This window comes from Sphaerobacter thermophilus DSM 20745 (assembly GCF_000024985.1).
Classification (GTDB): Bacteria; Chloroflexota; Chloroflexia; order Thermomicrobiales; family Thermomicrobiaceae; genus Sphaerobacter; species Sphaerobacter thermophilus.
Window position 1 is genome coordinate 1,760,938 of the sequence record NC_013523.1, and the last position, 26,611, is coordinate 1,787,548.

25 protein-coding genes and 4 tRNA genes are annotated in these 26,611 nt (G+C 67.7%); 11 read left to right on the plus strand and 18 right to left on the minus strand.

Annotated elements, in window-relative coordinates:
• The first annotated feature begins 21 nt into the window (after positions 1-21).
• The 5 genes from STHE_RS08085 to STHE_RS08105 all read left to right on the plus strand — a co-directional run bounded on the left by STHE_RS08085 (position 22) and on the right by STHE_RS08105 (position 4,366).
• On the plus strand, positions 22-672 hold the full coding sequence (locus STHE_RS08085; protein WP_245534852.1) for an ATP-binding protein: 651 nt from the start codon (positions 22-24) through the stop codon (positions 670-672).
• A gap of 136 nt (positions 673-808) precedes the next feature.
• Entirely contained in the window at positions 809-1,864 is a 1,056-nt protein-coding gene (locus STHE_RS08090; RefSeq protein ID WP_012872080.1) for a tetratricopeptide repeat protein, read from the plus strand.
• 6 nt (positions 1,865-1,870) lie between these two features.
• Positions 1,871-2,962 carry a tetratricopeptide repeat protein gene (locus tag STHE_RS08095; protein ID WP_148219938.1) on the plus strand — a complete coding sequence of 364 codons (1,092 nt, stop codon included), beginning with the start codon at positions 1,871-1,873 and terminating at the stop codon, positions 2,960-2,962.
• Between the two features lie 104 nt (positions 2,963-3,066).
• Positions 3,067-3,972, plus strand: coding sequence for a diadenylate cyclase CdaA (gene cdaA, locus STHE_RS08100; protein WP_012872082.1), 906 nt, complete (start codon positions 3,067-3,069; stop codon positions 3,970-3,972).
• Entirely contained in the window at positions 3,962-4,366 is a 405-nt protein-coding gene (locus STHE_RS08105; protein ID WP_012872083.1) for a CdaR family protein, read from the plus strand. The genes cdaA and STHE_RS08105 overlap by 11 nt, the downstream gene beginning before the upstream one ends.
• Before the next feature lie 265 nt (positions 4,367-4,631).
• Here STHE_RS08105 and STHE_RS08110 read toward each other — a convergent pair whose 3' ends face one another.
• From STHE_RS08110 to STHE_RS08170, 13 genes are all read right to left on the minus strand, one after another.
• Positions 4,632-5,234: an ANTAR domain-containing response regulator gene (locus STHE_RS08110; RefSeq protein WP_012872084.1), complete on the minus strand. Its 603-nt coding sequence runs from the start codon at positions 5,232-5,234 to the stop codon at positions 4,632-4,634.
• A gap of 82 nt (positions 5,235-5,316) precedes the next feature.
• A tRNA-Pro gene (locus tag STHE_RS08115) sits at positions 5,317-5,393 on the minus strand.
• A 116-nt stretch (positions 5,394-5,509) separates the two neighbouring features.
• Positions 5,510-5,908, minus strand: a complete 399-nt coding sequence (gene rplL / locus STHE_RS08120; protein WP_012872085.1) for a 50S ribosomal protein L7/L12 — start codon at positions 5,906-5,908, stop codon at positions 5,510-5,512.
• Positions 5,909-5,962: 54 nt separating this feature from the next.
• Positions 5,963-6,499, minus strand: coding sequence for a 50S ribosomal protein L10 (rplJ, locus tag STHE_RS08125; protein ID WP_012872086.1), 537 nt, complete (start codon positions 6,497-6,499; stop codon positions 5,963-5,965).
• Positions 6,500-6,726: 227 nt separating this feature from the next.
• Positions 6,727-7,452, minus strand: coding sequence for a 50S ribosomal protein L1 (gene rplA / locus STHE_RS08130; RefSeq protein ID WP_012872087.1), 726 nt, complete (start codon positions 7,450-7,452; stop codon positions 6,727-6,729).
• A 74-nt stretch (positions 7,453-7,526) separates the two neighbouring features.
• Positions 7,527-7,952, minus strand: coding sequence for a 50S ribosomal protein L11 (rplK, locus tag STHE_RS08135; protein WP_012872088.1), 426 nt, complete (start codon positions 7,950-7,952; stop codon positions 7,527-7,529).
• 93 nt (positions 7,953-8,045) lie between these two features.
• Positions 8,046-8,594: a transcription termination/antitermination protein NusG gene (nusG, locus tag STHE_RS08140; RefSeq protein WP_041399813.1), complete on the minus strand. Its 549-nt coding sequence runs from the start codon at positions 8,592-8,594 to the stop codon at positions 8,046-8,048.
• Between the two features lie 64 nt (positions 8,595-8,658).
• On the minus strand, positions 8,659-8,886 hold the full coding sequence (gene secE, locus STHE_RS08145) for a preprotein translocase subunit SecE (protein WP_012872090.1): 228 nt from the start codon (positions 8,884-8,886) through the stop codon (positions 8,659-8,661).
• Between the two features lie 153 nt (positions 8,887-9,039).
• Positions 9,040-9,112 (minus strand) — tRNA-Trp (locus STHE_RS08150).
• Between the two features lie 31 nt (positions 9,113-9,143).
• Positions 9,144-9,314 carry a 50S ribosomal protein L33 gene (rpmG, locus tag STHE_RS08155; RefSeq protein WP_012872091.1) on the minus strand — a complete coding sequence of 57 codons (171 nt, stop codon included), beginning with the start codon at positions 9,312-9,314 and terminating at the stop codon, positions 9,144-9,146.
• A gap of 69 nt (positions 9,315-9,383) precedes the next feature.
• Entirely contained in the window at positions 9,384-10,583 is a 1,200-nt protein-coding gene (tuf, locus tag STHE_RS08160; RefSeq protein ID WP_012872092.1) for an elongation factor Tu, read from the minus strand.
• 208 nt (positions 10,584-10,791) lie between these two features.
• A tRNA-Tyr gene (locus STHE_RS08165) sits at positions 10,792-10,873 on the minus strand.
• A gap of 3 nt (positions 10,874-10,876) precedes the next feature.
• Positions 10,877-10,952, minus strand: a tRNA-Thr gene (locus STHE_RS08170).
• A 527-nt stretch (positions 10,953-11,479) separates the two neighbouring features.
• On the opposite strand from STHE_RS08170, the gene STHE_RS08175 reads away from it, so the two are divergent.
• From STHE_RS08175 to mutL, 3 genes are all read left to right on the plus strand, one after another.
• Positions 11,480-14,164: a valine--tRNA ligase gene (locus tag STHE_RS08175; RefSeq protein WP_012872093.1), complete on the plus strand. Its 2,685-nt coding sequence runs from the start codon at positions 11,480-11,482 to the stop codon at positions 14,162-14,164.
• Positions 14,161-14,787, plus strand: a complete 627-nt coding sequence (locus STHE_RS08180) for a DNA-3-methyladenine glycosylase (RefSeq protein WP_012872094.1) — start codon at positions 14,161-14,163, stop codon at positions 14,785-14,787. The genes STHE_RS08175 and STHE_RS08180 overlap by 4 nt, the downstream gene beginning before the upstream one ends.
• Before the next feature lie 221 nt (positions 14,788-15,008).
• Entirely contained in the window at positions 15,009-16,766 is a 1,758-nt protein-coding gene (mutL, locus tag STHE_RS08185; protein WP_012872095.1) for a DNA mismatch repair endonuclease MutL, read from the plus strand.
• A 450-nt stretch (positions 16,767-17,216) separates the two neighbouring features.
• On the opposite strand, the gene STHE_RS08190 is transcribed toward mutL, so the two are convergent.
• Genes STHE_RS08190 through STHE_RS17910 form a run of 3 tightly spaced genes read right to left on the minus strand, consistent with a single transcriptional unit; the run spans position 17,217 to position 19,020 of the window.
• Positions 17,217-17,921 (minus strand): response regulator, encoded by a 705-nt coding sequence (locus STHE_RS08190; protein WP_012872096.1) that lies wholly within the window; start codon positions 17,919-17,921, stop codon positions 17,217-17,219.
• The gene (locus STHE_RS08195; RefSeq protein WP_281047869.1) at positions 17,908-18,597 is read right to left on the minus strand and encodes a sensor histidine kinase; all 690 of its coding nucleotides are present in this window, start codon (positions 18,595-18,597) and stop codon (positions 17,908-17,910) included. The genes STHE_RS08190 and STHE_RS08195 overlap by 14 nt, the downstream gene beginning before the upstream one ends.
• A 3-nt stretch (positions 18,598-18,600) precedes the next feature.
• Entirely contained in the window at positions 18,601-19,020 is a 420-nt protein-coding gene (locus STHE_RS17910) for a hypothetical protein (RefSeq protein ID WP_012872098.1), read from the minus strand.
• A gap of 179 nt (positions 19,021-19,199) precedes the next feature.
• On the opposite strand from STHE_RS17910, the gene STHE_RS08200 reads away from it, so the two are divergent.
• On the plus strand, positions 19,200-19,865 hold the full coding sequence (locus STHE_RS08200) for an AroM family protein (protein ID WP_012872099.1): 666 nt from the start codon (positions 19,200-19,202) through the stop codon (positions 19,863-19,865).
• Positions 19,866-19,872: 7 nt separating this feature from the next.
• Here the strand turns inward: STHE_RS08200 and STHE_RS08205 are convergent, their stop codons facing one another.
• Together STHE_RS08205 and STHE_RS08210 are read right to left on the minus strand one after the other, a co-directional pair.
• Positions 19,873-20,580 (minus strand): DUF4388 domain-containing protein, encoded by a 708-nt coding sequence (locus STHE_RS08205; RefSeq protein ID WP_012872100.1) that lies wholly within the window; start codon positions 20,578-20,580, stop codon positions 19,873-19,875.
• A 45-nt stretch (positions 20,581-20,625) separates the two neighbouring features.
• Positions 20,626-21,456 carry a dolichyl-phosphate beta-glucosyltransferase gene (locus STHE_RS08210; RefSeq protein WP_012872101.1) on the minus strand — a complete coding sequence of 277 codons (831 nt, stop codon included), beginning with the start codon at positions 21,454-21,456 and terminating at the stop codon, positions 20,626-20,628.
• 204 nt (positions 21,457-21,660) lie between these two features.
• Here STHE_RS08210 and uvrA point away from each other — a divergent pair, with 204 nt between their 5' ends.
• Positions 21,661-24,555: an excinuclease ABC subunit UvrA gene (gene uvrA, locus STHE_RS08215; protein ID WP_012872102.1), complete on the plus strand. Its 2,895-nt coding sequence runs from the start codon at positions 21,661-21,663 to the stop codon at positions 24,553-24,555.
• A 235-nt stretch (positions 24,556-24,790) separates the two neighbouring features.
• The gene (locus STHE_RS08220; protein WP_012872103.1) at positions 24,791-26,524 is read left to right on the plus strand and encodes an ABC transporter substrate-binding protein; all 1,734 of its coding nucleotides are present in this window, start codon (positions 24,791-24,793) and stop codon (positions 26,522-26,524) included.
• Positions 26,525-26,611: the final 87 nt, after the last annotated feature.

Sequence of the window (26,611 nt, forward strand, 5' to 3'; positions counted from 1 at the left end):
TTCCTGCGGGTCGACGCACCAGTGGGCAGTCCCAACTTCGGGCGGCTCATCCCCTGCGAGTGCAAGATCGCCGAACGTGAGGAGCGGCGGCATCGCGAGATCGCGGAGATGAGCAGCCTGGGCGCGTTCGAGGGGCAGACCTTCGAGACGTTCGATCCGGACGTGCCGGGCGTCCGTGAGGCCTACGAGGCGGCGCTCGCCTATGCCGAGAACCCGGATGGCTGGCTCTTCCTCCTCGGCGGCTACGGCTGCGGGAAGACCCACCTGGCGGCTGCGGTGGCGCACTACGTCATCGCCCACCAGCGCATGCGCGCCCTCTTCCTGGTCGTGCCGGACCTGCTCGACCACCTGCGCGCTACTTTCGCTCCGGACCAGGGCGCAACCTATGATGCGCGCTTCAACGCTATCCGCACCATCGACCTCCTGGTTCTCGACGACCTCGGAACCGAGCACACGACCCCGTGGGCCCGCGAGAAGCTGTTCCAGATCATCAACTTCCGCTACAACGAGCGGCGCCCGACCATCATCACCTCCAACCGCAACTTCGACGAGCTCGATCCACGCGTCGCCTCCCGCCTGAGCGACCCGCGCATCTGCCACGCCGTGCTGATCCCCGCGGGCGACTACCGCGTGCGCCGCGCGAGCGCTCTCCGGCGCTTCCCCGGCCGGTAAGGGGGCACCGGGCACGCAGTCCCAGACCACTTCCGCACCTTTGTACTATCCAGCGGCGCGGCCTGCGCTCGTATACTGCCAATGTGCCGGGTTTCCTCGGCGCCCGATACCGTTGGGAGAAAGGACCCCGGGTACCGTGGAGCACTTCGACGAGCCCGCCCCGACGAGGTCCGTGTCGGGCGACTCCGAGCGATTGCGCGCGAACATCGAGCACGCCGCAGCGCTCATCGCCGACGGCCGTGAAGACGACGCCATCCCCTTGCTCCGGGCCGCTATCGAGGCCGGATACCCGGGCGCCGACGCGCGCGTGCTGCTCGGTGAGGTCCTGCTCCGCCATGGAGACACGGACGGACGGACGCTGCTCCAGGTCGCGACGATCGACGCCACCTGGGGAGCCCGTGCCCAGGCCGCGCTGCGGGCCGCTGACGGACACGCGGAAGAGCGAGCGGCCGTGGAGGCACCCTCACGGAAGCGGCCGCGCCGTGGGGCGCGGCTCGACCCGCTGACGATCGGCCCCTTCCCTCACACGAACCGCCTTCCACCGGCTGCCGCCCGTGTGATGGCCGAAGCAGATGCGGACGTGGCACGAGGGCGCCTTGAGAGCGCGCTCGATCTGACCGTCTACGCCGAGACGCTCGCCCCGGACGATCTCTCCATCTTCGTACGCCACGCCGAACTCCTCGTCGCCACACAGCGCCAGGCCAAAGCGCTGGCGCTGGCCGCCACGATCCGCAGGCTCGCGGCGCTGCGCAGCGAGACCGAGCATGACCTGGCCCTTGCGCGCGTGGTCGCGCACGCCGCTCCCACGCTGGACAACGTCCTGGCTCTGGCACGAGCCGCGCTGGCCGCCGGCGACGCGTCGCTCAGCGACACCTACGTACCGGCTGCCACCGCCGCCCTGTTGGAGGCCGGAGACGCAGCGGGTGCGCTCGATCTCGCCCGCGAGTGGCACGCCCAGGCGCCCGGTAGCTCGGTCGCCCGCCTCACCTACGTCCGTGAACTGCTCCGCTCCGGCCAGGTGGCCGAGGCAGCCGATCTGACCCAAGATGTGGGACACGACCCGGCCTCATTTGTGGCTGCGCTGGCCGTCGCCGCCGCGACAGGTGCGAAGACGCAGTGGTCCCTCATCGCGCGGCTGGCTCGGGACGCTGCCGCCGGGCGCGTGGACCGGATCGAGGCCCAGCGCCTGTAGAGCGACGTGGCAGCGGTGTTGCCGGAGGGCACGGCCATGCCCGTGCTGCGCGCGCTGCTCGCGCTGGCCGTGGGTGACTCGCGCGAGGTCACCGCCCGGCTCGCGGGCTTCCGGCCGGCCGACCGCGTCAGTGCCTTCGTTGCGGCGGTGTGCTCGCTCCGCGCCCTGGGTCCGGACGCTGACTCCGCAACCGTGCTCCCGCCACTCCGGGCTGCCTTCGACCTGGCGGCGCACCCCGACGTCGCGGCCTTCGTGTCGGAGAATCCCCTCTTCGATCCTCCAGCGACGGCGGCATCTCTCGGTGAGAGCCTCGCCAACCTGCTCGTCGAGCGTGGTGAGTTCCAGGAGGCCCTCGCTGTCTACGAGCGACTCATGGGGCAGTACCCGGACACCCATCGGTACGCCCGTGCCCACGCCGAACTGGTGGGCCGCGCCGGCGAGACGGCCGAAGCCCTCGCAAAGCTCGATGCGTTGCGCGAGCAGGAGGAGGCCGCCGGGCGGCACGCCGAGGCGGAAAAAACCCTCGAGACGATGGTGCGCATCGCTCCGAGCCACCTCCCGCTGCGCGAGCGGCTGGTCGATATCCATCTCAAGCGCGGCCGGCTGGCAGAAGCCCTCCGCGAACTCTTCACCCTTGCGCAGTTGCTGGAGCGGCACGGCCGCGTCGCGGAGGCGATCGCTCACCTGCGCCGCGCCGCCGAGATCGCCACCCTCATGGGCGACTGGGAGAAGGTCGAGCCGATCTACGGCTACATGATCCGCCTGGCGCCCGAAGACATCGGGCTGCGGCACGCCGCCGCCGCCACCTTCGTCCAGCACGGGCGCATCGCGGAGGCCACGGCACAGCTCCAGGAGGTCTTTCGCATCGCGAGAACCCAGGAGGACTACGACGAAGCCATCGCTGCGCTCCACCAGATCATCGCCCTCGATCCGACGGATCTGACGCCATACCACCGGCTCGGCGAGATCCTCGCCGCCGTCGGTGAGTACGGGCAGGCCGAGCGAGTCTACGGGCGCCTCGCCCAACTCGCGCCTGACGACCCGGCGATCAAGGCAAAGCAGGCCGCGCTGGCCGCCCTCGCCAAGAGACAACTATGAACAACACGTGCGCCGCCGCGGGCCGCGCCCCGTCAGGATCCGCCATGGCGCCGTGGTACAATCCAATCAGCTAGCTGGGCAAGTCCGTCGTCAGGGTGCCGCTCATGCCCGAACTCCCGTGGATCTTTACTCGCCTCGACTTCCGGGCCATCATCGACATCTTCGCCGTGGCCCTGATCTTCTTCGGCGTGCTCTGGGTAGCCCAGGGCACACGCGCCACGCAGTTGATCCGCGGGTTGCTGATCCTGATCGTCGTGGTCGTCGGTGTCGCCAACATCTTCAACCTGACAGCACTGAAATGGCTGCTCGACAAGGCACTCCCGGCGCTCATCATCTCCGTGCCGGTCGTCTTCCAGCCGGAGCTACGCCGGGCACTGGAGCAGCTCGGTCACACCGGCTCCTGGTTGCGACCACCCTTCACGGCCGCCGCTGAGACCGACCTGGAGAGCACCGTCGAGGAGATCTCGCGTGCCGCCGTCCAGTTATCGCGCCACCGCTACGGTGCCCTCATCGTGATCGAACGTGAGACCGGGCTGCAGGACTATGTCGACCGCGGCGTGCCACTCGACGCCACGCTAACTCGGCAGCTCCTGATCAACATCTTCTACCCCAACTCGCCCCTGCACGACGGCGCGGTCATCGTACGCAACGACCGGATCCTCGCGGCGAGTTGCGTGCTGCCGCTCAGCGACAACGTTGCCACCGGCGGTCAGCTCGGGACGCGCCACCGCGCCGCCATGGGCATCACCGAGGAGTCCGACGCCATCGCCGTCGTCGTCTCAGAGGAGACGGGCCAGATCGCGGTTGCACACAACGGGCGGCTCTACCGAAATCTGGACCCGGAGCGGCTGCGGAAGGTCCTGCGTACGCTGCTGCGGCTTGACCGCCCCGAGCGCACCATCCGCCGGCGCGTGCGGCTGAACGGGCCACCACCGCCCGCCGACGGCCTGGGCGATAACCGGGAGCGAGCGCCTGAAGATGGAGCGAGGACTGCAACCCGTGCTGACTAGGCTGCGCCAGTTCCTCGACACCGGGAACCTCTTCCGGTTCATCCTGGCGCTCATCCTCGCCTTCGCGCTGTGGGCCTGGGTGACCAGCGAGCAGGACCCGGAGATCAGCAAGGTTCTGCCCGCCGTGCCGGTGGTTGCCACCGACGTGCCCGACGGCTTCACGGTCATCGGCACTCTCGGCACGGTTGAGATACGCCTGCAAGGCCCGCGCAGTCGCATCAACGCGCTGGAAGAGGGCGCCGTCCGGGCCACTGTCGACCTCGGCGACATCGAGGAGCCGGGACTCTACCAGGAACGAGTCTCGGTCGACGTGCCGTCCGGCGTGCGCGTCCGCAGCGTGCAGCCCTCCCAGATCACCGTCCAGCTCGAGCGCGCCACCGGCTCAGGCTCCTGATCCCCACTCCCGGCACGAACCTGCGTGTCAATGCAACGACTGAGCCTTCCCAGGAGGGCCGGCGTCGGCCGGTGCAGCCCCCGTCCACCCATAACTAACTCTCCTCTCCCAACGTTGGGAAAGGGGTCGGGGGTGAGGGCCGCCCCCCAGGAAGCAGCTTCGTGCGCCAGCCGCGCTCCTGGTTTGGGCACGCGGCCCAAGCGGCAGCCTACCGGCGTTACGTTGAAAAGCACCAATGATGAGTTGCGGGTGAGCTCGGCGTAGTCTAAGAGGACCGGGTCTCGACCTGGTGCGTGAGGAGGATGGCCTCGGCGACCTCCCGCATCGACTTGCGGTTGTCCATGCTTGTGCGCCGCATGCGGTTGAAGGCTTCCGCCTCCTTGAGGCCGTGGACCTCCATCAGGATGCCCTTCGCGCGCTCGATCAGCTTGCGCGTCTCCAGCGCGTCCTTGAGCTGCTCCACCTCATTCTCCAGCCCCTGAAGGTCGTGGAAACGCGCGAGGGCCAGTTCGATGACCGGCATCAACTCGCTCTCGCGGAAGGGCTTGACCAGGTACCCGGAGACTCCTGCTCGCTTCGCACGCTCGATGAGATTCTGCTCGCTGTAGGCGGTGAGGAGCACGACCGGCGCGATGCGGCTCTGGGTCAGCCGTTCGGCCGCTTCGATGCCGTCCATGTCTGGCATCTTGATGTCGAGGACGACGAGGTCCGGATGGAGCTTCTGGGCGAGCTCGATGGCCGTCCGCCCATCGGCGGCCTCGCCGACGACATCGTAGCCGAGGTGCGTCAGCATCTCGCGCAGATCCATCCGGATGATGGATTCATCGTCGGCGATGATGATTCGCGCCCTGCGCGACGCGCTCTCCATATCCCCACTCTCCGCTCGTCTGACTGGGGAGTCCCACGCCGGGGTGCGGAGGCGACGCACTCGCCCGGATATTCAAGATGTTTGGTCGGGGCGAGAGGATTCGAACCTCCGACCACCGGTACCCCATACCGGTGCGCTACCAGGCTGCGCCACGCCCCGAAACTACGCGCAGTATAGCACAGATGGGCCCCTCCTCACAAAGGGAGCGGCCCACACCGCGGACGTATCCACGGGTGGGCCGCTGTGGCTCGCATGGCGAGTGCCAGCGAAGGTCGTTACTTGACCTCCACCTTGGCGCCGGCCTCCTCGAGCTTGGCCTTGGCCGCCTCGGCCTCCTCCTTGGACACGCCCTCTTTGACGGCCTTCGGCGCGGCCTCGACCAGATCCTTCGCCTCCTTGAGGCCCAGGTTGGTCAGCTCGCGGACCGCCTTGATGACCTGGATCTTGTTCGGGCCGACATCAGCCAGCACCACGTCGAACTGCGTCTTCTCCTCGGCCTCGGCCGCCGCGGCATCCCCACCCGCAGCGCCCGGCGCCGCCGCCACCGCGACCGGCGCAGCAGCGGTCACGCCGAAGCGCTCCTCGAGCGCCTTGACGAGCTGGGACAGCTCCAGCACCGTCATCTGCTCGATGGTGCTGATCAGTTCTTCCATCTTCTCCTGGCCCACAGCCATGTCTGGTCCTCCTATCTTGCCTGTACCGTCGACTGCTTGCACGCTATGCCGTTACTACGCCGCCGACGCCTCGCTGCCACCCAACTGCTCGGCACGTGCCTGGAGCACGTACTGCAGCGAGCGGATCGTGCCAGCCAGCACGCCCACCAGGCCGTACAGCGGCGACTGCAGCCCTCCGACGACCTTGCCGAGCAGCACCTCCCGTGGCGGGAGCGTCGCCAGGCGCTCGACCTCGGCAGCCGGAATGACCTGCCCCTCCAGCACCGCGCCCTTGATCTGGAGGATGCGGGACGTCCGCACGAAGTCGTTGATGATCTTCGCCGGCTGCACAGGGTCGTCCATCGCGACCACCAGGGCAGTCGGCCCTTCCAGGAGCGGGTGCAGCTCCTGCAGCCCCACACGCTCCGCCGCGATCGCGGTCAGCGTGTTCTTGACGACGCGGATGTTCGATTGATGCGGCCGCAGTTGCGCCCGCAGGCCCTGCATGTCCGCCACGTTCAGACCGCGATAGTCGGTCAGGATCGAGAGCGTCGCGCTGGAGAGCAACTGGCTGATCTCTTCGACCTCTTGCACCTTCTTGGGGGTAGGCACCGTCTTCACCTCCTCTCCGTCCCGTTTTGTGTGTTCAGTGTCCCGACCAAACAAGAACCCCGCGCCGTGAGGCGCGGGGCGGAATCACCAGGCACAGCGCGGGACAGCCCGCGTCGGTGGTCACTTCCCGCGCGCCTCGGCTGGATGATTAAGTGCTCACGCACCCCAGCGGTCTTCGGCGCACGTCGGCTATCCGATTGGTGTCCGGCGGCCGGGCCGCGTAGCGGCTAGGCGGCGAAGTTCGACGCCTCCTCCGTTGCCTTCGCAACGTCGACCGGGACGCCGGGGCCCATTGTACTCGTCAGCGTGATCGAGCGGCAATACGTGCCCTTGACGGCCGCCGGCTTCGCCCGCATCACGGCGTCCACCAGGGCGTAGAGGTTCTCGACCAACTGCTGGTCCTCGAAGCTCTCCTTGCCGATCACGGCGTGGATCAGCCCCGTGCGGTCGTTGCGGAACTCAACCCGGCCGCGCTTCAGCTCCTGGATGACCGCCGGCAGATCCTCCGCTGACCGCACGACCGTACCGGAGCGCGGGTTGGGCATCAGGCCGCGCCGGCCGAGGATGCGACCCAGGCCACCGACCTTGCCCATCTGGTCCGCCATGGCGATCGTCGCGTCGAATTCGAGCCAGCCGTCCTGGATCTTCTTGACCAGATCGTCACTGCCCACGTAATCGGCGCCGGCCTCCTGCGCGATGCGCACCGCCTCACCGGCGGCGAAGACCAGCACGCGCGGCTCCTTCCCCGTACCATGGGGCAGGACGACGGTGCTGCGCACGTTCTGATCCGCCTGGCGCGGATCGATGCCGAGCCGGAAGTGGGCTTCGATTGTCTCATCGAAGTCGGCGAAGGCCGTCTTCTTGACCAGGGCGACGGCTTCTGCCGGCGTATAGAGACGGCCACGCTCGATCAGCTTGGCTGCCTCGAGATACTTCTTCCCTCGCTTGGGCATTCTTGTGCTCCTCGTGGTCCTGGCGGGGCGCTGGCCCCTCCCACACCTGCGACATCCCAGCCGGAACGACCGGGCTAGTCGACGACCTCGATCCCCATGCTCCGCGCGGAGCCCTCGATCTGCTTCATCGCGCCTTCGAGGTCAACCGCGTTGAGGTCGGGCATCTTGATCTCGGCGATCTCGCGGATCTGGTCCCGCGTGACCCGGCCCACCTTGTTGCGGATCACGTCACCGGAACCCTTTTCGATCCCCGCAGCCCGGCGCAGCAGGTCAGCAGCCGGCGGCGTCTTGGTGACGAAGGTGAACGAGCGGTCCTCGTAGACCGTGATCACCACGGGGATGATCTGCCCGGCCAGATGGGCGGTGCGCTCGTTGTACTCCTTGCAGAAGTTCATGATGGCCACGCCGTGCTGACCGAGGGCCGGGCCGATCGGGGGAGCCGGGGTCGCCTTCCCGGCCGGAATCTGCAACTTGATGTACGCGCGGACCTTCTTAGCCACGGTACGTCAATCCTCCCTGGTGGTCCGAACGGGGATCAACCCCTCCCACATGCACAACCCGCCGGCACCGGCCGGCGGGTCTATCCGCTAACCCTACGCTTCGCGCTCGACCTGAAGGAAGTCCAGCGTCACCGGGGTCTCGCGCCCGAAGAACGACACGAGCACCCGAACCTTACCCTTCTCCTGGTCGATCTCATCCACAGTGCCGCGGAAGTCGCTGAACGGCCCGTCGATGATGCGGACCACATCGCCAACCGCCAGCGACACCTTGACCCGAGGCGCCTCTGCCTCCATGCCGCGCATGATGGCCTGGACCTCGTCCTCGCCCAGCGGCGTCGGCTTGTTGCCCATGCCGACGAAGCCGGTGACACCGGGGGTGTTGCGGACGACGTACCAGGAATCGTCGTCCATGATCATCCGGACCAGCACGTAGCCGGGGAAGACCTTGCGCTGCACACTATGGCGCTGGCCGGAGCGGATCTCGACCTCTTCCTGAGTCGGCACGACGACCTCGAAGATCTTGTCGGCCATGTCCATGGTCTCGATCCGGTGGAGCAGGTTCTGGCGGACCTTGTTCTCGTAACCCGAGTACGTGTGCACCACGTACCATTGGCCCCGCTGCTCGCCGGCCCCCTCGGCCATGGCTTCCTCTTCGCGCCGCCGCGCCAGGCGCGCGCGAAGCGTTCGTGCCGTCATTTGCGACCTCCTAGAAGATGCTCCAGAGTCGAACGAAGGCCGCGTCCACCCCGCCTAGCAGCAACCCGAGGACGACCGAGATCGCAATGACGACCAGGGTCAGGTTTCGGGTCGTCTCGCGGTCGGGCCAGGTGATCTTCTTCATCTCGGCCACGGTGTCACGCGCGACCCGCTGCAGCGCTGCGACCCGGGCTCGCGGCTGCGGTTCATTCGCTCGCGTTCGTGTCCTCGTCGCCATGCATCCTTCCTCATGAGAGCCGCGCTGCTGCCCGGACGAGACGAGCCCGCACGCTGATGGCAGACAAAAGGGCGGAGCCCATCGGCTCTGCCCCACTACGACTCCCCACTGGGCACTCGCAGCGCGTCGGCTTCTCCCCGATGGGGGAAGCGGCAGGGCCGGCAGGACTCGAACCCGCAACCTGCGGTTTTGGAGACCGCTGCTCTACCAGTTGAGCTACGACCCTGTGCTGCGTGCCGCGCCTGAGCGCGCGGCGCTTAGCGCGTCTCGCGGTGCAACCGAACGCACCGACAACGTGGGCAGAACTTTTTCAGCTCAAGCCGCCCGGGATCGTTCCGCCGATTCTTCTGCGTCGTGTAGTTCCGCTCTCGGCACTCGGTGCACTCGAGCGTGATGACGTGCCGGTCGGCCTTCGCCTTCTTGGCCATGATACCACATCCCCGTGCTGGATGCGAGGGCCCGCCAGCTCACCCGGCGGGCCCCCGCCACACCGTCAGCTACTCGATGATCTCGGTGACGACGCCGGCACCCACCGTGCGGCCACCCTCGCGAATGGCAAAGCGCAGCCCCGCCTCGATCGCCACCGGCTGGATCAGCTCCACCCGCATCTGCACGTTGTCCCCCGGCATCACCATCTCTACCCCCTCGGGCAGCTGGATCTCGCCGGTCACATCCGTCGTCCGAATGTAGAACTGCGGCCGATACCCCGGGAAGAACGGCGTGTGCCGCCCCCCCTCCTCCTTGCTCAACACATACACCTCGGCCGCAAACTTCGTGTGCGGCGTGATCGACTTCGGCGCCGCCAGCACCTGCCCCCGCTCGACCTCATCCCGGTCGACACCCCGCAGCAGGCAGCCCACATTGTCCCCAGCGACACCCTCATCCAGCGTCTTCTGGAACATCTCCACACCGGTGACCACCACCTGGCGCGTCTCGCGCAGCCCCACGATCTCCACCGTGTCCCCCGGCTTGATCCGCCCACGCTCAATGCGCCCGGTCACCACCGTGCCCCGCCCCTTGATGCCAAACACATCCTCAATCGGCATCAGGAACGGCTGGTCCACCGCCCGCTGCGGCGTCGGAATGTAATCATCTACCGCCTGCATCAGCTCCAGAATCGGCGCATACTCCGGCGCATTCGGATCCTGCGAGCTCGACTCCAACGCCGCCAGCGCCGAGCCGCGCACGATCGGCACCTCATCCCCCGGAAAACCATACTGGCTCAGCAGCTCGCGCACCTCGAGCTCCACCAGCTCCAGCAACTCCGGGTCGTCCATCATGTCCACCTTGTTCAGGAACACCACCATCGCCGGCACTTCCACCTGCCGCGCCAGCAGAATGTGCTCCCGCGTCTGGGGCATCGGCCCGTCCGGAGCGCTCACCACCAAAATCGCCCCGTCCATCTGCGCCGCCCCGGTGATCATGTTCTTGATGTAGTCGGCATGCCCCGGACAGTCCACGTGCGCGTAGTGGCGCTTCTCGGTCTCATACTCCACGTGCGAAATCGCGATGGTGATCCCCCGCTGCCGCTCCTCCGGCGCGTTGTCAATCGAGTCGAACGAGCGGAAGCTCGCCCCGCCCTTGAGCGCCAACACCTTCGTGATCGCCGCCGTCGTCGTCGTCTTCCCGTGGTCGACGTGCCCAATCGTCCCAATGTTCACATGCGGCTTCGTCCGCTCAAACTTCTGCTTCGCCACGGCTTCTTGTAACCTCCGCGTACGAGGCGGCCCGCATCAGGCGCGTACAACAACGCGGGTCGAGCGCTTCCGCTCCCCGCTAACGCCTTACCCGATCCAGGCCGACTTGCCGATGCTCACACGTCATACACCTGAGATCCAACGCGCACCCGCGGAGCGACGCGGGCCCCATAATGGGGAAAAGGCCCATCACGCATGACGGGCCAGGTGGGGAGGGAGGGATTCGAACCCCCGAAGCATTACGCACCTGGTTTACAGCCAGGCCCCTTTGGCCGCTCGGGAACCTCCCCATATGGAGCCGACGGTGGGACTCGAACCCGCAACCGGCTGTTTACAAAACAGCTGCTCTGCCAATTGAGCTACGTCGGCTTGAGCGTTGTCGGCGCGGCGCTCCGTCGGGCCAACCGAGTAAGAAAGTATAGTGATTTGCCCCGTGTCTGTCAAACTTCTCACAAGCCCAGGCCGCCACACCGGGGCAGCCGGGAACGGCCCGCCGGCGATTGACGCCGCCGCCACTCGGTGCCATACTGTGTCACAAACAAGTATAGCGCGCCGGTGACCGGGAGGAGTAGGCCGCGCGCTCGCCGCCAGGGAGACGGGGTCACTGACTGCAAGCCCCGTTCGGTGGAGAGTGGCCGAAGTCGCCCGCGAGGCCGGCGGTCGAAGCGGTGGACCTTCCGCCGCCGGTAGGCCGCCGCGGGTACGCCCGTTATCGCGTCAGAGCGCGGCTGCACCCCTCTGGTGCAGCCGAAGCAAGGTGGTACCGCGGCAGAGCCGTCCTTGACGTCGAGGACGGCGCTTTTGTTTTGTGAGCGTCCGAGCGTCCGGTCCGCGCCCGCCACGGCGTGCCGGGTGCCCAGTGCGAGTTCAGCGACGAACGCGCGGAGGTGAGATCGATGGCCCGAGCGACGCAGCGCGGCGAGTTGGCAAAGGCCTATGCCCCCCAGGAGGTCGAAGCCCACTGGTACGACTGGTGGGACGATCGCGGCTACTTCACTCCCCGCATCGAGCCAGGGCGCAAGCCGTTCGTAATCATCATGCCGCCCCCCAACGTCACCGGCGAGCTGCACATGGGCCACGCCCTCTTCGTCACGGTCGAGGATATCCTCACCCGCTGGCACCGCATGCTGGGCGAGCCGACGCTCTGGCTACCGGGCGCCGACCACGCCGGGATCGCCGGGCAGTGGGTCGTTGAGAAGGAGATCGCCAAGGAGGGCCTCTCGCGCCACGACCTCGGCCGTGAGAAGTTCCTTGAGCGCGTTTGGGACTGGATGGACCGCTACCGGGGGCGCATCCGCGAGCAGTTGCGCATCCTGGGCGCCTCCTGCGACTGGACCCGCTTCCGCTTCACCATGGACCCCGGCCCCTCACGCGCGGTCCGCACGGCCTTCAAGCACCTCTACGACAAGGGCCTCATCTACCGCGGTGAGCGCATGATCAACTGGTGCCCGCGCTGCATGACCGCGCTCTCTGACCTCGAGGTGAACCACGTCGAGATCCAATCGCATATCTGGACCATCCGCTACCCGATCGAGGGGACCGATCAATTCATTGAGGTGGCCACGACCCGGCCCGAGACAATGCTCGGCGACACGGGTGTCGCAGTTCACCCGAATGACGAGCGCTACGCCGGGCTCATCGGCAAGACCGTTCGCCTGCCCCTGATGAACCGGCTGATCCCGATCGTCGCCGACGAGGCGGTCGATCCCGAATTCGGCAGCGGCGCGGTCAAGGTCACGCCGGGTCACGACCCGGTTGACTTCGAGATCGGCCGCCGCCACAACCTGCCCGCGATCAACATCCTCAACAAGGACGGCACCCTCAACGAAAACGCGGGCGAGTTCGTCGGGCAGACCACCCAGGAGGCACGGCGCAATGTCGTCGCCCGGCTCCAAGAGGAGGGCTACCTCGTCCGCGTCGAGGAGCACGCCCACTCGGTGGGCCACTGCGACCGCTGCGACACCGTCGTCGAGCCGATCATCAGCCTGCAGTGGTGGCTGCGGATGGAGCCGCTGGCCAAGCCGGCGATCCAGGTGGCGCGAGACGAGACGGTGCGTTTCATCCCCGAGCGCTTCAAGGGGATCTACCTCCACTGGATGGAGAACGTCCACGACTGGTGTCTCTCCCGCCAGCTCTGGTGGGGTCACCGCATCCCGGTCTGGTACTGCGATGCCTGCGGCGAGGTGACTGTCACCGCCGAGGAGTCGATCGACCGCTGCGAACACTGCGGGAGCACCGACATCCACCAGGACCCGGACGTGCTCGACACCTGGTTCAGCTCCGGGCTCTGGCCCTTCAGCACGCTCGGCTGGCCGGATGACACCGAGGATCTGCGCTACTTCTACCCCGGCACCGTGATGGAGACGGGCTACGACATCATCTTCCTCTGGGTGGCGCGCATGATCTTCCTCGGCCTGGAGTTCATGGGCGAGGTGCCCTTTACCCACGTCTACTTCCACGGCACGGTGCGGGACGAAGCCGGGCAGCGCATGAGCAAGACAAAGGGCAACGTCCTTGACCCGACCGAGATCACCGCACGCTATGGCAGCGACGCGCTGCGCTTCGCGCTGATCACGGCCGGTGCCCCCGGCGCGGACCTGAAGCTGAGCGTGCAGCGCGTTGAGGCGGCCCGGAACTTCGCCAATAAGATCTGGAACGCGACGCGCTACGTCCTGCGGGCCATCGACGGCCACGAGATCGCCACCGGCCCGGACGGTGCTCCACTCCGGCCCCAGGCGGAGCACCTGGGTCTGGCCGATCGCTGGATGCTCAGCCGCCTGGAGGCCGTCACCGCCGAGGTGACCGACCTGCTCCATGCCTTCCAGCTCGGTGAGGCGGGCCGGCGGCTCTACGAGTTCCTCTGGTCGGAGTACTGCGACTGGTATATCGAGTCGAGCAAGCCCGTCCTCCAGGGCAACGACGCGGTGGCCAAGGCCGCTACCCGCCAGACCCTCGTCTACGTCCTGGAGCGATCACTGCGTCTGCTGCACCCGATCATGCCGTTCGTGACCGAGGAGCTGTGGCAGCACCTGCCGCATGCAGGTGACAGCATCATGGTCGCTCCCTGGCCGGAAGCGGACACGGCGGCGATCGACAAGCAGGCGGTGGCCGAGTACGAGTTCCTGATCGAGGCGGTGCGCAGCATCCGGAACGCCCGCGCTGAGACCGGGGTCGAACCGGCTCGCTGGATCTCCGCCATCATCCAGCCCGGCTCCCACCTGGCGACCTTCGAAGAGGGTGACGCCGCCTTCCGCTTCCTCGCCCGCATCGCAGCCGATCGGCTCGAGTTCATCCCCGCCGATGCGGAGGCGCCCGAGCAGGTGGTCACCTTGGTGGTGGACGACGCCGTCATCTACCTGCCGCTGGCCGGCATGGTCGACCTCGATGCCGAGCGGCAGCGTCTGCGCGGCGAGATCGAGCAGGTGGAAGAGGAGATTGCCCGCGCCGGGTCGCTGCTGGCCAACGAGAACTTCGTCCAGCGCGCGCCCGCCGAGGTGGTGGACCGCCACCGCCAGCGCCTCACCGACCTGCAGGAGCGGCTGGCCCTCCTCCAGAGCCGGCTGGCCGACCTCGGAGAGTGACCAGCACGCGGAACCAGGCGCCCGCGCTCGTGCCTGACCCGGCCCGGGCGCTGGGCGCCTCGTTCTACGAACGCCCGGTCGTCGACGTCGCTCGCGACCTGCTGGGCTGCCTGCTCGTGTCGCAGCACGACGGCATCACGACGGCAGGGCTGATCGTCGAGACTGAGGCATACGCCGGACCGGACGACCCGGCCTCCCACGCGGCGTTCCGCCGCAACGGCACGGTAACCGCCATGTGGGGACCGCCCGGCCGCGCCTATGTCTACCTGGCCTACGGCGTCTACCCGTGCTTCAACGTGGTCACCGGGCCGGAGGGCGAGGCCGCCGCCGTCTTGATCCGCGCCATCGCCCCCGTCGCCGGCATCGAGCACATGGCCGCCCGGCGCGGCGGCGCTGATGGCCCGCGCCTGGCCAGCGGACCCGGCCGGCTGGCGGTCGCGCTCGGCATCACCCTCGCCGACAACGGCCGGGCGCTCGACGGCCCGCCGCTCTGGATCCAACCCGGCGCCCCGCCGGACTGCATCGCCGCCGGGCCTCGGATCGGCGTCCGCCGCGGCGACCAGCGCCCCTGGCGCTTCGGCATCGCCGGGCATCCCCTTCTCTCCCGGCCGTTCCCACCATGACCATCGGGAACACCGGCATCGTGCCGGCTCCCGCCGCGCGCAACGGGAGGTCTTGAGACAGGCGTCTCGCGCTCCCCCGGGGCACGACACACACATGTGGGCGAGCGCCAGACCGCTCGCCCACACGCACCCAATCGATTGGGGCCGCCTGTTGATCCCAAGTATACCGCCCCGGGGCAGTACCCCGCGCGCCGCTGCTATACTCCGGGCGAGGGAGACCGATGCCGATCCGTTTGCTCGACGAGGACACGATTGGAAAGATCGCCGCCGGGGAGGTCATCGAGCGGCCCGCCTCGGTGGTCAAGGAACTGGTCGAAAACGCGCTCGACGCCGGGGCGCGGAGCGTGCGCGTCGAGATCCGGGCCGGCGGCCGAGAACTGATCCGCGTCAGCGACGACGGCCACGGCATCCCCGCTGAGGAACTGCCGCTCGCGATCCAGCGGCACGCGACCTCCAAGGTAACCCGCTTCGACGACCTCGCCCGTCTCACGTCTTATGGATTCCGCGGCGAGGCGTTAGCCAGCATCGCCGCCGTCGCCGAGCTGCGCATCGTCAGCCGTCCGCCGGACAGCCCGCACGCCGCCTCCCTGGTCAGCCGGAACGGGCGGGTCGAACCGCCCACCACCGTGCCGGCCGCCCCGGGCACGACCGTGACCGTGCGCGATCTGTTCGCCCACGTCCCCGCCCGGCGCGCCTTCCTGCGCCAGGATCACACCGAGGCGGCCTACGTCCAGCGTGTCGTCCAGGCGTGTGCCCTGGCCGCGCCCGAAGTCCGCTTCGAGCTCGTCAGCGACGGTCGCACCGTGCTGGCAACCGACGGCTCCGGCGACCTTGGCAACACCATCGTCGGCGTCTTCGGGCCGGACATCGCCGCGGAGATGGTGCCGATCGTCCCCCCTGCGGACGACGAGCACGACCCGGAGCGCCCCGCGGTCACCGTGAGCGGCTATGTCGGACTCCCGACCCTGACCCGCGGCAACCGGCAGCACATCATCCTGCTCGTCAACCGCCGTTGGATCGAGAGCCGCTCGCTCACATTCGCCCTGGAGCAGGCGTACCACTCGCTGATTATGGTCGGCCGCTTCCCGGTCGCGGTGCTCCACATCACGGTCGCGCCCGAGCGCCTCGACGTCAACGTGCACCCCACCAAGCGCGAGGTGCGCTTCTCCGACGAGCGGCTGGTCTTCGCCGCCATCCAGCGGGCCGTGCGCGGCACCCTCACCCAGCACACTCCGGCGCAGACCATCCCGTCGTTCACCACCACACCCCTGTCGGCGCCGACAGTGCAGCGCCGCCTGGCACTCAGCCACCCGGACCGGTTCCGGCCAACGCCTCCGCCACCACCCGAGGACACACCCGGCGACGACCAGGAGGCGGGCATGACCGTGGTCCCCGATCCCGGCTCGGCCGTCCCGGTGCTGCGGGTACTCGGCCAGGTCGGAGCTACCTACATCATCGCCGAGGGCCCGGACGGCATGTACCTGATCGACCAGCACGCCGCCCACGAGCGGGTCCTCTTCGAACAACTCTGGCAGCAATTCGAGCGCGCCAAGCCCGACATCCAGACCCTGCTCGAGCCGCTGGTGATCGAGCTGTCACCCGTGCAACTCGAGACGGCCGAGCGCTGCCGCGAGGAGATGGCTCAGATCGGCTTCCACATCGAGCCGTTCGGCGGGTCCGCTGTCGCGGTCCGCGCGGTACCCGCCATCGCCGCTCGCCGCGACCCGCGCGCGGTCCTGCTCGGCATTCTCGACGAGATGGCCGCCGGGGGGCGTGGGACCACCCTCCTCGAATCGTTGACAATCAGCACCGCCTGCCACTCGGCCATCCGTGCCGGGCAGACACTCTCCCTACCGGAAATGCGTGAGCTGATCGCCCAGCTCGAGCGTTGCACCGCCCCACGGGCCTGCGGCCACGGCCGCCCCACTATGCTCCACCTCAGCCAGGAAGAACTCGAGCGCCAGTTCGAGCGCCGGTAGGGGTACGGGTGCCGTCTCGCGAGTCCATCGCGGTGCCTCGCGCCCGGGGGTGAACCCCCGGGCTCACAACGAAAAACCCGCTAGAGCGGGCTGAGGATGGGTTTGGCGTGCGGCTGCCAGTGCCGCCGTTGTGGTATGGCGCGGGATAATGTCGTCACATGGCCAGAGCCGGTTGTGTCAGGATCTCCGCGCCGTGGCCAATGACCGGGGGTGAACCCCCGGGCACAAACCGCGACGCGGGGATCCTCACGCCACCCGCCCCGGGCCCTGACTACGACGCGAAGAACCTCGCAATACCCGGCCCTGGGCGCGGACGGTGGACCTGATTGCGTCACCAGCTAACCGGCCACCCACGCCGTGGCGCGACGCATCGCCCCCGACCTCCCGCCAGCACCTATCCGAGAGGATCCGGACGCGAGGGGCGACACATGACGCATGACATATGACGCATCACTTCTGGTTGGTTGGGTCAGGTTCGTCGCTCAGCTTGATCCAGCCGTGGCGGAGAGCGTAGATGACCGCCTGGGTGCGGTCGTTCACCGCCAGCTTGCGCAGGATCGACGTGATGTGGTTCTTCACGGTCTGGTCACTGATATTGAGCAGGCGGGCGATCTCCTTGTTGCTGTTGCCCCGGGCAACGCAGTCAAGGATCTCCACCTCACGCGGCGTCAGCGGAGAGAAGACACCGCTGGAGACCTCGTCGATCTGCGCCAGTTCACGGAACTGATCGAGTACCCGCGAGGCGACGAATGGGCGCGACAGCACGTTCTCGTTGATGAGGTATTCCCCGCGCGCCACCCGGCGAATCACGGTGACCAGTTCGGCCGGGTCAATGTCCTTCGTGCAGTAGGCTGAGGCGCCGACACGGATCGAGCTGAACAGTTGCTCATCGTCCTCGTGCATCGTCAGCACGACGATGGCTGCCTGAGGGTGCCGCCGCTTCAGCACCCGGCACAGTTCCAGCCCGCTCATCCCCGGGAGGTTCAGGTCGAGCAGCACGACGTTCGGTGACAGCATGTCGGCCGCTCGCATGGCTTCCTGGGCATCCGATGCTTCCCCGACGACCCGAATGTCGCGCTCTTCTTCGAGGCTCCACCGGATGCCACGCCGAAAGAGGGGATGATCGTCGACGATCAGGACCTCAATCCGGTTCACGTCGCGCTCTCTCCTTTGGCTTGTAGGTCGGCACCGCACGCGCCTCATTCGCGACCGCGTCCGCTGGCTGCAGTGTGATCGGGACCACGAGTGTAACCTCGGTCCCCTGCCCGGGCCGACTCCGCACATTGACCCGGCCACCCACGACTGCGGCCCGCTCCTGCATACCTGCAAGACCAAAGCCGCTCGACGATGTTGGCGCCACCGCCGACGGGCGGAAGCCCTGGCCGTTGTCGCGGACGCGCACGGTCAGCTCCCCGTCACTCGCCCCGATAGTAACCGACACACGGCTGGCACGGGCATGACGATGTACATTCTGCAGGGCCTCCTGGATAACACGGAAGGCGGTCAACTCCTGCTCAGGGGTCAGCCGGGGTAGTTGCGGCGGAAGGGACAAATCGACCTCCGGCGGGAGGAAGCTTCGATACGTCTCGATGTAGTGTTCCACAGTCGCTACGAGGCCGCGCTGCGACAACATCGTCGGCCGGAGATCGAAGATGAATCGCCGGATCTCCGTCAGGCCTTCCCGCATCGCCGACTTGATCCGCTCGATCTCCGCCAGGGGCTGGCTCATGTCGGACGAGCCTGTCGCACGGAAGGTGCGCTCGACAAACTCCAGGCCGATGATGGCGTTCGCCAGCACCTGGGCCGGGCCGTCGTGAACCTCCCGCGCCAGCCGCTACCGCTCCACCTCCTGCGCCCGGATCATCGCTTGCCGGATCGCGAGCTGCTGGGCATCGTCCCGGCCGAGCAGCGTCTCATCGGCGCGGAACTGCTGGCGGCTCGATGCCAGCAGGCCCAGAAAATCGGTGAGCTGGCGATAGAGAACCGCTGCTCGCATGTACTCTTGGGCGACGAAATCCTCGTGCTGGCGCAGCTCCGCCGTGCTCGGCGGGCGCTGTGCCGACTCGACTCCCAGGCGGCGTTCCAGCTCGCGCTCTTCAATCGCGGCCTGAACCTCCGCTCGCTCCCGCTCCAGGTCCGCTAGAATGGAGCGCAGTTCACTCGCGAGCGATTCCAGACGCGACTCGCATGCGCCGATACCTTCGTCCATTGCCTGTTTGATCGCGCTCAGTAAATCGGGGAGCCGCCCGGACACTCGTCTCGCCCCGTCCTTCCAGAACCGAAACTTTCCCCTCAGCGGCGCCTCGCGGTGAAAAGGCCAACCTTGATGGGAACACAACTCACCAATAGCGAAACCAGTATAGCACGAGGCTAGCGGATGACAAGATATCTTAGTACGTACGCCTGTACGAACACTGCGCGAGGAGGAACGGAATGGCAACGATTGGGCTGGTAACCATCGGGCAGGCGCCCCGCGAGGACATCGAAGCCACCATGTTCCCCGGCGGCCCGCCCGTCCCTTGCCAGCACGCCGGCGCACTCGACGGGCTCGATCCGAACGCCATCGCCGCCCTCGCCCCGCGCGACGGGGAGATCCCGCTCGTCACCCGCCTTCGCGACGGGCAGGAGGTGGTCGTCGCCAAGGAGAGCGTGCTACCCCTCCTCGCGGGCGCGGTCAAGCGCGTCGTTGCGGACGGCGCGCGGGTCGTGGTCGTTCTATGTACCGGCGAGTTCCCCGGTCTGACCGCCCCGGTGCCCCTGGTCTTTCCGGACCGCGTGCTGCGCGGCACGGTCGATGCGCTCCTCCCCGATGGCATCCTGGGCGTCCTCATGCCCCACCCCGGACAGGGCCCTTTGATGGAGCGGAAGTGGGCCGCACCCGGTCGCTCCCTGCGCTGCGCCGCCGCGTCGCCCTACACCGGTGCGGCCGAATTGGGCGTCCGCGCGGAAGAACTGCGCTCCGCCGGAGCGCAGCTCATCGTGATGGACTGCATGGGCTACACCGCCGAGATGAAGCAGGCCGTCGCAACGGCCGGCGTCCCCACTATCCTCGCCAACCGCCTCGTCGGACGGGTGGTCGAGGAGATCGTGACCGCGTGAGCGCCTGTCAGTTAGCCCCCGTCCCCGGCGTGTGGATCGGCAGGACCGGCTCGATCCAACCCTCGCGGCTCAGACGGCGTATCCGCTCGATCGTCGCCAACACGGAGAGGCCCGCCGCTGCCGCCAAATCGTCGATCGAGCGCGGGCGCGTCAGCAGCGTGAGGATCACGTCGTCCCCGGCCCCGGTCCCGGGCGTCCCCGCGCGCTGCCAGACCGACTCGGGCCCGGCGCCGGCGTACTCTGCCCGGCGCAGCTCCTCTTGCCAGCGAGCCGCGTTCAAAATCACCTGCTGCGGCACCAGGTCCAGCCGCAGCGGCGCCACCTGGGGAATCACGGCGACCGTGGCAATGAATTCGCCCTGCGTCAGGTCGAACAGCGGGTAGATCAGCGTCTCCACCTGGCGCTCGACGAACTGGTCCCAGACGGCTGGGGTGACCAGCGCACGGGCGATCAGACTAAGCCCGACGTTGCTCTCATCCTTTTTGAGAAGATCCAACTGCTCCCGGACCTCGGGCGCGAGCCACTCGATACGGCGCAACTCGGCGATCAGGTTCCAGTGGCTGGCCCCGGCGCCGCTGATGTGCCCCCGATCGAAGTAGAGCACGTAGGTGTGCTGGCCGTCGCGGACCTCGAGCGACCCCGTCTTGGCCGAGATCTGGAAGAGTTGGAGGATGTCGACGACGCTGAAGTCGCTCAGGCTACCACGCACGTCCATCCCCGTCCGCTCGCCGGGCCCGCACCCCCGCGGCACCACGGCGCGCTAGCGTCCGTAGCGTCCCCGGAAGTCGTTCCAGCGCACCCGCACCACGTCCCGCACCATCAGCAGGCTGTCGATCCCAGGCCGCACCTTGCTGCCGTCGACGTGCCGCCAGGTAACCGGCAACTCGGCCACCCGGAACCCCCGCTTGCGCGCCAGAAACAGCAACTCGACATCGAACCCGGTCACCAGCGGCCCGCGCACCGGCGCGGCACCGTTCCGGTAGAGCCAGGCACTGCCAAAGACCTCACGCGCCGCCGCGCCGGAGAACCCCTTGAAGCCGCACTGCGTGTCCTTGATCCCGGGCACCGCCAGGAGCTGCACCAAGTAGTTGTAGAGGCGCCCCATCACGTGCCGGTAGAACGGCTCACCGATCCGGCGCGCCCCCGCCCCCTCACGGGTGCCGATGACGACATCCCACCCGGATTGGATCAGCCGGCGCACGTCCGCCACGTACTCGATCGGCGTTGAGAGGTCGGCGTCCGTGAAGACCACGATCTCCCCCCGCGCCGCGCGCACCCCGGCATGCACCGCGGCCGCCTTCCCCCGGTGGGGCAGGCGCAGGTGACGCACACGCGGGTCGGCCGCCGCCGCGGCGGCTGCGATGTCCGGCGTCGCGTCCTCGCTGCCGTCGTCGGCCACGATCAACTCCCAGGAGTACGGTTGCGCGCCGAGATATGAGATCGCCGCCGCCAGCGTCTTGGGGAGCCGGGATGCCTCGTTGTAGGCGGGCACCACGACGCTCACCTCAACGCTCTGCTCGGCGACGGCCGCCGCCTCGGGCCGCGGCTGTGGAGCCTGCCCGTGGTCCTGGTCCGCGTACCCGTGATCCATGCGCCTCCGCATTCGTGCCTAACTCGAGACGATTGTACCAACTCGCCGGGCCGCGCCGGGTCCGCACGCATCCAACGAAAGTCCCGACCACTGCCCGGCACCGGCCCTCAACGGTGGCTCCCATCCTCTGGACGGCCTTGCTACAATAGTCGGGTGCGATCGTTTGTTCGCATTTTCGGGGGTAGGGGTAGGCACGGTATCGGCATGGCGAGCGAGAAGATCGTCGTCCGCGGGGCGCGGGAGCACAACCTCAAGAACATCGACGTCGAGATCCCGAGAGATCGGCTCGTCGTCATCACCGGCCTCTCCGGCTCCGGCAAGTCGAGCCTCGCCTTCGATACGATCTATGCCGAGGGCCAGCGTCGTTATGTTGAATCCCTCTCGGCGTACGCGCGCCAGTTCCTCGGCTTGATGGAGAAGCCGGACGTCGATCTCATCGAGGGACTCTCCCCCGCCATCTCGATCGACCAGAAGAGCGCCTCGCGCAACCCGCGCTCGACCGTCGGCACCGTCACCGAGATCTACGACCACCTGCGCCTGCTCTACGCCCGCATCGGCCACCCTCACTGCCCCAACTGCGGCCGGGAGATCACCCAGCAGTCGGTGCAGCAAATGGCCGATACGATCCAGGCGCTGCCCGACGGCACCCGGCTCATGATCCTGGCGCCGCTGGTCAAGGACCGCAAAGGCGAGCACCAGGGCGTGCTCGACGAGGTCCGCCGCGCCGGCTTCGCCCGCGTGCGCGTCAACGGTGAGATCCGCGACGTCGACGAGGAGATCAAGCTTGAGCGCTACAAGCAGCACACCATCGAGGTCGTGGTCGACCGCCTCATCGTCCGCCACGATGACGAGGAGGAGGAGCACGCCCTCCGCATCCGCTTGATCGACTCGCTGGAGACGGCGTTGCGGCTCGGCGGCGGCACCGCGATCGCGGACATCGTCGGCGGCGAGGAGATGCTCTTCTCCGAGCGCTTCGCCTGTCCACACTGCGGCATCAGCTTCGGCGAACTCGAACCGCGGAGCTTCTCCTTCAACAGCCCTCATGGCGCCTGCCCCGACTGCGACGGGCTGGGTGTGCGCATGGAGTTCGACCCGGAACTGATCGTTCCCGATCCGGATCGCTCCCTGGCCGATGGCGCCATCGCGCCCTGGGCCCGCACCGGGCGGGACAGCACCGCATGGTACGAGGCGCTCCTGGCGGCCCTCGCTGCCAAGCACGGCTTCTCGCTCGACACCCCGTTCCGCGACCTGCCCGAGGCGATTCGGCAGGTCATCCTGTACGGCGGCAAGCGCGAGCGTGTACGTGTGGAGTATCGCGCCCGCAGCGGGCGGACCCGCGCCTATGAGGTGGACTACGAAGGGGTGATCCCCCACCTGCGGCGGCGCTACCAGAGCACGTCGTCCGACTACGTGCGCGCCGAGATCGAGCAGTACATGGCCGCCCACCCCTGCCCCACCTGCGGCGGGGCGCGACTCAAGCCCGAGAGCCGCGCGGTGACCATCGCCGGGCGATCGATCGTCGACGTCACCCGCCTCTCGATCGTCGACGCTCTCCGCTTCTTCGAGGATCTCGCCGACGAGGATCGCCCCGAGCCACTGCTGACGCCCCGGGAGCGGATTATCGCTCGCCAGATCCTCAAGGAGGTCCGCGAGCGGCTCGGCTTCCTGGTGGACGTCGGGCTCGACTACCTGACGCTCGACCGGGCTGCGGCGACGCTCTCCGGAGGCGAGGCACAGCGGATCCGCCTCGCGACCCAGATCGGCAGCCGCCTGATGGGCGTGCTGTACATCCTGGACGAGCCGAGTATCGGCCTGCACCACCGTGACAACGCGCGGCTGATCCGCACCCTGTTGACCCTGCGCGACCTGGGCAACACCCTGATCGTCGTCGAGCACGACGAGGAAACGATCCGGACTGCTGACTGGATCATCGACGTTGGGCCCGGCGCGGGAGAGCACGGCGGCCGGATCGTCGCGGCCGGGACGCTCGACGACATCGTGGCCAGCCCGGAGTCGATCACCGGCCAGTTCCTGAGCGGAGCCCGGCAGATCCCGGTGCCGCGGGAGCGGCGGCCCGGCAACGGGAAGTACCTCCAGATCCGCGGCGCGCGTGAGAACAACCTGAAGAACGTCGATGTCGATATCCCGCTCGGCACCTTCATCTGCGTCACTGGCGTCTCCGGCTCCGGCAAGAGCACGCTCATCGTCGACACCCTCTACCGCCGCCTGGCTCAGGTGCTGCACCGAGCCAAGGACCGGCCGGGCCGCCACGACGCGATCCTCGGCATCGAGCACCTGGACAAGGTCATCGACATCGACCAGAGCCCGATCGGACGCACGCCGCGCTCCAACCCGGCGACCTATACCGGAGCCTTCACGCCGATCCGGGAACTCTTCGCCTCGTTGCCCGAGGCGCGGGCCCGGGGCTACAAGCCCGGCCGCTTCTCCTTCAACGTCAAGGGCGGCCGCTGCGAGGCGTGCCAGGGCGAGGGCATCATCGCCATCGAGATGCAGTTCCTGCCTGACATCTACGTCCCCTGCGAGGTGTGCCACGGCCGCCGCTACAACAAGGAGGCGCTGGAGATCACCTACCGGGGCAAGAGCATCGCCGACGTGCTGGACATGACGGTCGAGGAGGCCCTGGCCTTCTTCGAGAACATCCCGGCCATCCGCAACAAACTCCAGACGCTCTACGACGTGGGCTTGGGGTATATCCGGCTCGGCCAGCCGGCCACGACCCTCTCCGGCGGCGAGGCCCAGCGCATCAAGCTGAGCGCCGAACTCAGCCGGCGCGCCACCGGCCGCACTCTCTACATCCTGGACGAGCCGACCACCGGCCTGCACTTCGCCGACATCGAGCGGCTGCTCGGCGTCCTCCAGCGACTGACCGACGCCGGCAACACCGTGCTCGTCATCGAGCACAACCTCGACGTCATCAAGTCGGCCGACTGGATCATCGACCTCGGCCCCGAGGGCGGTGACGGCGGGGGCGAGGTCGTCGCGGCCGGCACGCCCGAGCAGGTCGCCGCCGTCGAGCGCTCCTACACCGGCCAGGCCCTCCGCACCGTGCTCCCTGAGCTGGCCACCGCGGCGGACTGACGGCGACGGTCGCCGCCGCACCCCTTCTGCCTGCGCGCACGCACGCAGCAGAGACATCCCCTTTGCTTGCGCCCACTGATTGCTGCGAGCCCATCATCTCCTCTTGACGCACTACTGTCGTGTCCACGATAATCCGCGCAATCCATCATTTGCCTGGAGCGCTATCCACTTGCGCTACCACTATTTCCCCCGCCTACGTGGTTGGGATGCACCTACACGTGAAGGAGGAGTCTTGGTGGACGCGCGTGAGCCCTTGGATCTCAGGACCATTGCTAAACGACAGTCGTCGCGCCGCACCTTCCTCGTCAGGGCAACGCTCGGCCTGTCCGGCCTTGCGGTGGTACCGCTCCTGGCCGCCTGCGGCGGTGGCAGCACCGAGGAGAGCCCCGCCACCGAGCCGGCTGGGGACCAGACGGGCGGTTCGACTCAGGCGAGCCCCGGAACCGGCTCGTCCGAATCGGGCAACGAGGGTGAGCCCGTCTACGGCGGAACCCTGATTACCCTTGGTCATACCGACGTACCCGGACTCAGCCCCGAGGACGCCGGCCCCACCGTCGAGTGGTCGCTCGTCACCCAGATTCACAATGGGTTGCTCGAGATCGATGAGAACTACGAGCTCGAATCGGTGCTGGCCGAGCGCCATGAGGTAACAGAGGACGGGCTTACCTACACCTTCACGCTCCGCCAGGGCGTGAAGTTCCACGACGGCGAGGAGTTCAACGCGGACGACGTGGTCTACTCCTATGAGTGGTACCGCAACCCGGAGAACGCCTCGATTGAGCAGCAATCGTTCGCGGGCGTCGAATCGGTCGAGGCAACCGATCCCTACACCGTTGTGGTGCGAATGAGCGAGCCCAACGCCGCCTTCCTGATCCGTGGGGCGACGGCGTTCATCATCCCGGAGCACTACCACAGCCAGGTGGGGCAGGACCAGTATCGCACCGCGCCGATCGGCACCGGGGCCTTCAAGCTCAAGGAGTGGCGCGCGGCCGAGTATACGGTGCTCGAGGCGTTCGAAGACCACTTCCGCGGGCGCCCCTACCTCGACGAGTACCGGCTGAACGTGGTACCCGAGCCGTCCGTGCGTGCAATCGCGCTCGAGACCGGCGAGGCACATTCCTCGGTCTGGCAGCTCGCGGTCGAGGATAACCAGCGGCTCGAGGCGACCGGCGAGTTCACGGTCTTCAAGGCGCCCAGCGTGAGCGTCAACCACTTCCCGCTCAACCACAACCTCCCGCAGCTCGCCGAGAAAGAGGTCCGCCAGGCGATGATGTACGCCATCGACCGGCAGGCGGTGATCGATGATGTGTTCAACGGCGAGGCCGTGATTGCGACGTCTAATCTCGCGCCGGTGCTTGAGTTCTGGTACAACCCGGACGTCAAAGAATATCCCTACGACCCCGACGAGGCACGGCGGATCCTCGATGAGGCCGGCTGGACGGTCGGCAGCGACGGCATCCGTGAGAAAAACGGCGTCAAGCTGTCGTTCACCTGCGGGGTGATCACCGGGGACCAGGCGCGGCGGCCGGAGGCCGAGCTCGTCCAGCAGTACCTCCGCGAGGTCGGGATCGACATGCAGATCCGGGAGGTACCCGACGCCAGTGGCAGCATGCGGAGGGGTGAGCTCGACGCGGCGGTCTTCAACTGGACCTACGGCGGATCCGGTGGCGAGCCCGATCCGTCCGATACGCTCCGGTCGGACGGCTTCAACAACTTCTCCCAATACCAGAGCGAGCGCATGGATGAGCTGATCGACCAAGGGCTCCGCGAGGTTGACCCGGAGCGGCGCCGCGAGATCTACAACGAGATCCAGGCGCTCGTCGCCGAGGATGTGCCCTTCCTCTACATGATGTACTGGCAGTGGTACACGCTGTACAGCAAGCAGGTTAAGGGGTTGCCGGAGTCCGCCCTGAGTCCGACCCAGACGTATCGGAAGGCGTACCAGTTCTGGCTCGACCCGAACGCGTAACCTCCGGCGCGCCGAAGATGCGGCAGAGCGCGCATCCGCGGCTGTCGTACGCGCGGATGCGCGCTCCCACCGAGAACGCCTCCTTCC